Below are 8,501 nucleotides of genomic sequence, written 5' to 3'. Positions count from 1 at the left end.
GCATGTTGTGCAGCCGATCGGCCAGCTTGACCAGCAGCACTCGGATGTCGCCGGACATCGCCAGCAGGAACTTGCGCAGGTTCTCGGCGGCGCGCTCGCTCTCGGTCTGCGCCTCGATCTTCGACAGCTTGGTCACGCCGTCGACCAGCCGCGCGACATTGGCGCCGAACAGCTTCTCGATCTCCTCGGGCGTCGCCACCGTGTCCTCGACCGTGTCGTGGAGGATCGCGGTGGCGATTGTCTCATCGTCGAGCCGGAGGTCGGTTAGGATGCCCGCGACTTCCACCGGATGGCTGAAATAGGGGTCGCCACTGGCCCGGGTCTGGGTGCCGTGCGCGTTGACGGAAAAGACGTACGCGCGGTTGAGCAGGGCCTCGTCGGCGGTCGGGTCATAGTCGAGGACCCGGTCGACCAGCTCATATTGTCTCAGCACGGCGCCAAGATGGGGCGTGGACGCGCCGCTTTGCAACAAAAGAAAAGGCCCCACGCCCTGGAAAGGGTGCGGGGCCGGAGGAGGAGAGGAGGGAGGATCAGTTGGCGGCGGGAACGCCGGCTTCCGCCTTGACCATCGAGGTCTTGGCGACCGACGCCTTGGCATTGCACTTGTCGAGGGCGGCGGCGTCGAACGCCTTGCCACCCGCGCTGAACGAGGAGAGCTGGCCGACGTCGCGCGCGACGAGCTGGCAGAGCGTCATCTCGCGCTCGGGCGCCTGCGCGGCGACATAGGAGCCATTCATCTGGCGCCACGGGGTCGAGCGGGTCATCAGCCGCGCCTTCGCAGGTGCAGCGACCGGGGTGGCGACATAATAGCCGGCAGCGGTCTGGGCGGGGGCGCCGGTGGCGGCGAGAAGCGCCGCCGAAGCGACGATAGCGGAGACGATCGAGCGAATCATGGCGGCACATCCCTGTTAGGTTGCGTATAGCTACCTAGATGTTGCATTTGCGAGTTGCAAGGGGCAACTTAATATTTTCTGGTCTGCCTGCCCGCTCCGTGGGTTAGGATCGCCGCGAGAGGAAAGAGATGGGTCTGCGAGAGCCGCTGAACGAATGCAGTCTGCCCGCCGCGCTGGAGGCGATGGGGGAACGCTGGTCCTTCCTGATCCTGCGCGCCGCGTTCAACGGCCTCCACCATTTCGAGGAATTCCAGGCCGAACTCGGCATCGCCCGCAACATCCTCGCCAACCGCCTCGCGCGCTTCGTCGACCATGGCCTGATGGAGCGCCAGCCGATGCCGGGCGACCGTCGCAAGATCACCTATGCGCTCACCGACAAGGGCCATGCGCTGCTGCCCACCATGGTGGCCCTGCGCCAATGGGGCGAGCGCTGGGAGACCGGCGTGCCCGCCTTCCCGATCCTGGTCGACGCGCGCGACGGCCGCCCGATCCGCGAGGTGGCGGTGCTCAGCCACGACGGCCGCGCGCTGAGCAAGGGCGACCTTCATTGGGCGCTGCCGGGCGAGGTGGCGCGCGACGACGACGCGGCGGAGGCGGCGGAATAGCCAAAGGTTCCTGGACTTTCCGCTTATGGATGGCTCTGGCCCATCTCCTTAGCCCCCGGACCGAACCAGATCTGGAGGCAGGGGTGGCGGACAGCACCGGCGGAGTTGGCGGTTCGGGTGGCAGCAACGCGGCGGTGGATGCGGCGGCAGCCTCTGCCGCAGCATCGGCCTCGCAGGCCGATGCCGCCGCCAGCCCGGCCAGCGGCGTTGCCGCAGCCAATGCGGTCAGCGCGCTCGACGCACTCTGGGCAACCCCGTCGACGGTGGAGGCGCCGGACGCCCAGCCGTCCGCGATCGAATCCGTCGCCGCGACGCTCTCACCGGTAGAAGCGCTCACCGCGACACCGTCTCTGGCCGAGGCGCTGGCGGCCGCCCCCTCGCCGGCGCGTGCCGCCGCGACCATGCCCAGCATCGACGAGCAACGCTTATGCCAGCGGCGGCGTGGCGTTGCAGGCGTGCGATCCGGGCTGCGACGTTCCGTCGAGTTGAGGCAAGATCCATCTAAGCTCAAGTGCCTCCCTGGCGAAGGCCGGGGTCCAGTATCGGAACGCTTGCAACTGGGCCCCGGCTTTCGCCGGGGAGGGGCGTAGCTTGAATTCGGTAGGCCTCAATAACTCGCCCCATCGACCATCCGCCGCGGCAGGTTTTGGAGCAGCGCCGGATCGAACATCCTCAGGTTCACCCCCACGCGCGGATAATCGCGGTCGGTCGGCGTCCAGTGGGTCGTGCAGCCGCAGGTCGGGCAATGCCACAGGTCCAGTGCGCAATCGCCCTGCCGATAGGCGATGCCATCCCCCGTCACCGTGATCGTGGCGGGCGCGCAATAATGCCACAACCCGGCGGTGCGACGGCAGATCGAGCAATTGCACTCGGCCGCCTCCAGCGGCGTCTCGTGCAGGATCAGGCGAATGCGTCCGCAGTGGCAGCTCCCGTGATGCGCGCTCATCGCTCCCCCTCCTCACGCTCATGGCGAGCGTCTGCACAGCCCTTTCGATTGACACCGGACGGCGTGGCGCCAGCCCGATACAGGCGCTTGGCGTCGCATCCGCCGCACGACTTTACCCGCAGGCGCCTGTCGCGGAACATTCCCGCAAGGAGATCACGCGGTCCACGATGATTTCGTGGCCCGACATCCCCATATGGCCGTACGTGCCCGCATAAAGGGTCTTCCGCCCGATAAACTCGATGAACCGTTTCGATCCGCGTGGATGGGATTTGCGGTCCACGGTGATGCGGCTGGCATCCAGCCAGATCCTCGACAAGCGGGCCTGCTCCAGCCGGTCCATCCATCCGGCGGATTCCGGCTCGTCGCGAGGCCATTCGCGTGGGCGGGTGCCTTCGGGGATAAACTTCTGCCCTTCGAACTCGTCCACCCATATGCCCCGATAGCGGCGTGGCGCCTCCATCTTGAAGCATCGGTCGGTCGGCAACGATCCGGTCGTGCGTACGTCGATGCGATAGCTGCACGGCACTTTTCGGAAGGCGCGGCCGTCATGACGATCGCACCCGTGCCCGATATCGGCTTCGGTGCACGGCGTCGTTAGCAGCCTCGCACGCTGTCGATCCTCCGCATGGGCAAACATCTCGGGGTTGGGAGGGTCTGGCGGTCCGGCATGCGCGGCGCCGGCATTTAGCGCCGCTAGAGCCAATATCACCGCCGAAAGCCGCTTCGTCATGGTCCTCTCCCGTCTCCGCTGATGCGCCAGGGCTGGCGAACGTTCGCGTCGGGCACCCTCGTCTTCACCTATCTCACGCCACCCACTCCGGCTGCCCCGCCAGCACCCCCTCCAGGAACGTCCGCACCGGCCCTCCGATCGGCACCCGCCGGCCCACCGCCAGGTCCACGCACACGCTCACCAGCGTCACTTCGCAATGCACTTCGCCGGTGTCGGCATGGGCGAGGGCGAAGCGCTTGGTCAGGCTGGTGCCGCCGATCCGCTCGATACGGACGTGCGCGTCGATGCGATCGCCCAGGCGGAAGGGCTTGAGGTAGTCGATCTCGGCGCGGCGGACGTTGAACTCCAGCGCGCGCCAGGCGTCGCCCAGCGCCGCCTCGATCCCGGTCCACTCCCACCAGTCGGTCACCGCCACGTCGACATATTCGAGGTAGCGGCTGTTGAAGACGATCTTCTGCCCGTCGATCTCGGCATAACGGACGCGTAAGCGTGCCGCGAAGGCATAGCCCGGCAGCATCAGCGCGCCGGCGTCGAGACGTTGACGGCAGCGGGCTTTGGCTTCGCCTCCGGGAACAGCAACTTCACCCCCACCAGCGCCAGCACCGCAGCCAGGATCGGGATCAGCACGCGGTCCGAGATGCGGCTGCCGATCAGGCTGCCGATGATGATGCCCGGCACCGATCCCGCCAGCAGCGAGAGCAGAAGCGAGAAGTCCACCGAACCGATCAGCCAATGGCCGAAGCCCGCGATCAGGGTCAGCGGCACCGCATGTGCGATGTCCGATCCCACCAGCCGGTTGATCGGCGCGCGGGGGTAGAGGATCAGCAGCGCGGTCATCCCCAGCGCGCCCGCACCCACCGAGGTGAGCGACACCAGAACACCCAGCGCCGCGCCCAGCAGCACGGTCAGCATCGCAACGCGGCCCTGGTTCACCGCGGTGAAGTTTGGCGCCAGCCGGTCGACGATCGGCTTCCTGAAGAACATCGCGATCGCGGTCAGGATCAGCACCACGCCGAGCGCGGTGGCGATCGCGGGCGCGGTGTCCTTCGAGGAGCGCGCCGCCCAGCTCAGCGCCACCAGCGTCGCGATCGTGGTCGGCACGCTGCCCATGCACAGCCGGCGCACCACCATCCAGTCGACGGTGCCGCGCTTGCCGTGCACGCCCGTACCCACCGTCTTGGTGGCTGCGGCGTAGAGCAGGTCGGTCCCCACCGCGGTCGCCGGGTGGAAGTTGAACACCAGCACCAGCAGCGGCGTCATCAGCGATCCGCCGCCGACGCCGGTCAGCCCCACCAGGATGCCGACGGCGACGCCGGCCACCGAGTAGAGCGGATTGAAGTCGATCATCAGTCCCCCTTCATTCCCGCGAGCCTGCCCCTCGGACCGCCGGTCTTCAACCGTGTCAGCCCGCGCTCTGCGTCGGGATGTTCACGCCCATGCTCGCCAGGTAGCGGCGGACGTTGCGCGCAGCCTGACGCAGCCGCTGCTCGTTCTCCACCATGGCGATGCGCACGAACCCCTCGCCGTTCTCGCCGTATCCCACGCCCGGCGCGACCGCGACCTTGGCCTGGGTGAGCAATTGCTTGGAGAACTCCAGGCTGCCCAGATGCGCCAGCGCGGGCGGCAGCGGCGCCCAGGCGAACATGGAGGCGGGCGGGGAGGGAATGTCCCACCCCGCGCGTCCGAAGCTCTCCACCAGCACGTCGCGACGCTTGTGGTAGAGTAGGCGGTTCTTCTCGACGATGTCCTGCGGGCCGTTCAGCGCCGCGCAGGCGGCGGCCTGGATCGGCGTGAACGCGCCGTAATCGAGGTAGGATTTCACCCGGGTCATCGCCGCGATCAAGGTACGGTTGCCCACCGCGAACCCCATCCGCCAGCCGGCCATCGAATAGGTCTTGCTCAGCGAGGTGAACTCGATCGCCACGTCCTTGGCGCCGGGCACCTGGAGGATCGAGACGGTCGGGCGCCCGTCATAGTACAGTTCCGAATAGGCAAGGTCGGAGATCACCCACACCTTGTTCTCGCGCGCCCAGGCGACCAGCCGCTCGTAGAAGGCGAGGTCCACCGTTTCGGCGGTCGGATTGGAGGGATAGTTCACCACCAGGATCGACGGGCGCGGGATGGTGAATTCCATCGCGCGCTGGAGGCTCTCGAAATACTGCTCGTCGGGCGTGGTCGGCACCGCGCGGATCGTCGCGCCGGCGATGATGAAGCCGAAGGTGTGGATCGGGTAGGACGGGTTGGGCGCCAGCACCACGTCGCCCGGCGCGGTGATCGCGGTGGCGAGGCTGGCGAGCCCCTCCTTCGATCCCATCGTCACCACCACCTCGCTCTCGGGATCAAGGTCCACGCCGAAGCGGCGGCCATAGTAATTCGCCTGCGCGCGGCGCAGCCCGGGGATGCCCTTCGACTGCGAATAGCCGTGCGCGTCGGGCTTGCGCGCCACCTCGCACAATTTGTCGATGACATGGTCGGGCGGCGGCAGGTCGGGGTTGCCCATGCCGAGGTCGATGATGTCCTCGCCGCCCGCGCGCGCCTGTGCCCGCATCGCATTGACCTCGGCGATGACATAGGGCGGCAGGCGCTTCATGCGGTAGAATTCGTCGGACACACGGCCTCCTTGGACGGGCCCTCATACAAGCGCGTTTTTCCGAGCGGAAGCGGGGGTTTTCATCGGTCCGTCGGCACGCGCCTTTCCCTTCGCCGCGCGTTGGGGCAGGAGGGTCGCCAAGGAGAGCGGCGATGACCGACCAACCCAGCCTGGCGGACCTCCAGCACTGGACCCGCGTGATCGGCCAGGGCCAGCAGATGATGATGGAGGCCGGGCTCGATGCGATGCAGCGCGGCGCCGCCTGGCCCGGGGCCTTTCCCGCCGCCGATCCCGCTGCGCTGACCCGCGCGCAGGATTTCTGGACCGAGAATCTGACGCTCTGGCAGCGCCTGCTCGATCCCGCCGCCTTGCCGCCCGAGCCAGCGCGCGACAAGCGCTTCAAGGGCGAGGCCTGGCAGGCGCCGGTGTTCGACTGGATGCGCCGCAGCTACCAGCTGGTCGCCGATCACATGCTGCGCGAGGTGGAGGCGCTGGAGGGCGTACCCGCGCGCCAGAAGGACCAGCTCCGCTTCGCCACCCGCGCCTTCGTCGACGCGATGAGCCCCGCCAATTTCGCGCTCACCAACCCCGAGGTGATCGCCCGCACGCTGGAGACCCGCGGCGAGAACCTCCTGAAGGGTCTTCAGAACATGTTGGCGGACCTGGGCAAGGGCCAGCTCACCCACGCCGATCCCAACGCCTTCGAGCTTGGCCGCAACATCGCCAACACCCCGGGCAAGGTCATCCACCGCACCCCGCTGTACGAGCTGATCCAATACGCGCCCGCCACCGAATCCGTGCTGGCGACCCCGCTGGTCATCTTCCCCCCCTGGATCAACCGCTTCTACATCCTCGACCTTTCGCCCGAGAAGAGCTTCATCCGCTGGTGCGTCGAACAGGGAATCACCGTGTTCATGGTTTCCTGGAAGTCGGCGGACGCCAGCATGGCAGAGATCGTCTGGGACGATTATGTCGAGGCGCAGGTCGAGGCGGTGGACGTGATCCGCGACCTGCTGTCGGTCGACCGCGTCCACGCGATCGGCTATTGCGTCGCGGGCACCACGCTCGCCGCGACGCTGGCGGTGCTCGCCGCCCGCGACGAGGCCGCCAAGGTCGCCAGCGCCACCTTCTTCACCGCCCAGGTCGATTTCGCCGCCGCGGGGGACCTCACCAACTTCGTCACCGACGAGCAGCTGGCCCTGATCGGCTCGCTCAGCCCGCAAGGCTTCCTCGACGGCCGCTACATGGCCGCGACCTTCAACCTGCTGCGCGGTCGCGACCTGATCTGGAATTACGTCACCAACAACTATTTGCTCGGGGAGGACTATCCGCCGTTCGACTTGCTGCACTGGAACGGCGACACCACCAATCTGCCGGCCAAATGGCACTTCAGCTACCTGACCGATCTGTATCGTGACAATAAATTGGTCGAGCCCGGCGCGCTGTCGATCAACGGCACGCCGGTCGATCTCGGCACGGTGGCGACCCCGGCCTATGTCCAGGCCGGCCGCGAGGATCATATCGCGCCCGCGGAGAGCGTCTGGCGGATCACCCATCATTTCCAGGGTCCGCTGCGCTTCGTGCTCGCGGGCTCGGGACATATCGCCGGCGTGGTCAACCCGCCCTCGTCGGGCAAGTATCAATATTGGACCAACGACGCCGGCGCCAAGTCGCTCGACGAATTCGTCGCCGGCGCTTCGGAGACGAAGGGCAGCTGGTGGCCCGATTGGCTCGCCTGGCTGCGCAGTCATGATGCCGCAACGGTGCCCGCCAGCGGTGGGCGCGTTCCGGGGCAGGGCGCCCGTCCCGCGCTGGAGGAGGCGCCGGGCAGCTATGTGAAAGGGCGCTAGGCGGCTGCTGCGCCGCACAACCGCCTTGACGTAGCGTCGCAAAACCCTTATTGTGCACTGCACCATAGCTTGGAGCGTGCCGTGGGAAGCAAGACCCCTGAACCGACCCTGCCGGTGCCGCCGGCGGTTGCGGCCAAGCGCGTCGCCCGCCTGCGTGCGAAGCCTGCCGATCTGAAGGCCCCTGCAGATGTGACCCCGCTTGCCGAGCCCGGCTCGGCCAGCGTCGTTGCGCTTGCGGCGGCCGAAGCCCCGCCCGCCGCGGTTCCGGCGGATATTCCTGAGGAAGAAACGATGGCGACCGTGATCAACGAAGCGGCCGACAAGGCCAAGGACAATGCCGCCACCGGTGCGGACAATGTGAAGTCGATGGCGGATGCGGCCCAGGGCCGTGCCACCGAGGCGATGCAGAAGGGGATGAAGTTCGTCGAGGAGATCAACGACTTTACCAAGGGCAATGTCGAGGCGATGGTTGAGGCCTCGAAGATCGCCGCCCGTGGCGCCGAGGACATCGCCAAGTACACCGCGGACTATGCCCGCGGTAGCGTCGAGAAGGCCAACGAGCGCGCCCGCCGCGTCGCGTCGGTCAAGTCGCCGACCGAGCTGCTCCAGCTCCAGAGCGAGTTCGCTCGCGAGACGATGGACCAGGTCGCGCAGGAGACCTCGAAGTTCGCCGAAGGCTATCTGAAGCTGCTCGGCGAGATCGCCCAGCCGTTCCAGAACCGCATGGCGCTCGCCGCGCAGAAGATGAAGGCGGCCGCGTAAGCGCGCACGACCTTGCGCCAAGAGAGGGCGGCCGCGGCGATGCGGCCGCCCTTTTTCGTTTGGGAAATCCTCCCCCGGAGGGGGAGGTGGCACGCGTAGCGTGACGGAGGGGTAGCTGGCCGCAG

Annotated in this window: 11 protein-coding genes; 4 read left to right on the top strand and 7 right to left on the bottom strand. The window is 67.5% G+C overall.

Features of this window, described 5'->3' with window-relative positions; all coding sequences use genetic code 11:
* Together ACFDTH_RS02775 and ACFDTH_RS02770 are read right to left on the bottom strand one after the other, a co-directional pair.
* Nucleotides 1-433 (bottom strand): HD domain-containing protein (locus ACFDTH_RS02775; protein ID WP_375285976.1); only part of this gene is annotated, 433 nt, incomplete at its 3' end.
* A 97-nt stretch (nucleotides 434-530) separates the two neighbouring features.
* Nucleotides 531-893 carry a hypothetical protein gene (locus tag ACFDTH_RS02770; RefSeq protein WP_375285975.1) on the bottom strand — a complete coding sequence of 121 codons (363 nt, stop codon included), beginning with the start codon at nucleotides 891-893 and terminating at the stop codon, nucleotides 531-533.
* A 128-nt stretch (nucleotides 894-1,021) separates the two neighbouring features.
* Between ACFDTH_RS02770 and ACFDTH_RS02765 the strand changes: the two genes are divergently transcribed.
* Nucleotides 1,022-1,498, top strand: a complete 477-nt coding sequence (locus tag ACFDTH_RS02765; protein WP_375285974.1) for a winged helix-turn-helix transcriptional regulator — start codon at nucleotides 1,022-1,024, stop codon at nucleotides 1,496-1,498.
* 83 nt (nucleotides 1,499-1,581) lie between these two features.
* Entirely contained in the window at nucleotides 1,582-2,088 is a 507-nt protein-coding gene (locus ACFDTH_RS02760) for a hypothetical protein (RefSeq protein ID WP_375285973.1), read from the top strand.
* Nucleotides 2,089-2,105: 17 nt separating this feature from the next.
* Here the strand turns inward: ACFDTH_RS02760 and ACFDTH_RS02755 are convergent, their stop codons facing one another.
* The 5 genes from ACFDTH_RS02755 to ACFDTH_RS02735 form a co-directional block, all read right to left on the bottom strand.
* Nucleotides 2,106-2,444: a GFA family protein gene (locus ACFDTH_RS02755; RefSeq protein ID WP_375285972.1), complete on the bottom strand. Its 339-nt coding sequence runs from the start codon at nucleotides 2,442-2,444 to the stop codon at nucleotides 2,106-2,108.
* 112 nt (nucleotides 2,445-2,556) lie between these two features.
* Nucleotides 2,557-3,174, bottom strand: a complete 618-nt coding sequence (locus ACFDTH_RS02750) for a hypothetical protein (protein WP_375285971.1) — start codon at nucleotides 3,172-3,174, stop codon at nucleotides 2,557-2,559.
* Nucleotides 3,175-3,247: 73 nt separating this feature from the next.
* On the bottom strand, nucleotides 3,248-3,691 hold the full coding sequence (locus tag ACFDTH_RS02745; RefSeq protein WP_375285970.1) for an acyl-CoA thioesterase: 444 nt from the start codon (nucleotides 3,689-3,691) through the stop codon (nucleotides 3,248-3,250).
* Complete coding sequence (locus ACFDTH_RS02740) at nucleotides 3,691-4,521, bottom strand: sulfite exporter TauE/SafE family protein (RefSeq protein WP_375285969.1); 831 nt, start codon at nucleotides 4,519-4,521, stop codon at nucleotides 3,691-3,693. The genes ACFDTH_RS02745 and ACFDTH_RS02740 overlap by 1 nt, the downstream gene beginning before the upstream one ends.
* Nucleotides 4,522-4,576: 55 nt before the next feature.
* Nucleotides 4,577-5,785 carry an LL-diaminopimelate aminotransferase gene (locus ACFDTH_RS02735; protein WP_375285968.1) on the bottom strand — a complete coding sequence of 403 codons (1,209 nt, stop codon included), beginning with the start codon at nucleotides 5,783-5,785 and terminating at the stop codon, nucleotides 4,577-4,579.
* Between the two features lie 131 nt (nucleotides 5,786-5,916).
* On the opposite strand from ACFDTH_RS02735, the gene ACFDTH_RS02730 reads away from it, so the two are divergent.
* Nucleotides 5,917-7,614, top strand: coding sequence for a PHA/PHB synthase family protein (locus ACFDTH_RS02730; protein ID WP_375285967.1), 1,698 nt, complete (start codon nucleotides 5,917-5,919; stop codon nucleotides 7,612-7,614).
* Nucleotides 7,615-7,695: 81 nt separating this feature from the next.
* Nucleotides 7,696-8,376, top strand: coding sequence for a phasin family protein (locus tag ACFDTH_RS02725; RefSeq protein ID WP_375285966.1), 681 nt, complete (start codon nucleotides 7,696-7,698; stop codon nucleotides 8,374-8,376).
* The last annotated feature ends 125 nt before the right edge of the window (nucleotides 8,377-8,501 follow it).

This window comes from Sphingomonas sp. (genome assembly GCF_042096255.1).
Lineage (GTDB): Bacteria > Pseudomonadota > Alphaproteobacteria > Sphingomonadales > Sphingomonadaceae > Sphingomonas.
This window is presented reverse-complemented; position numbering and strand designations above follow the sequence as displayed.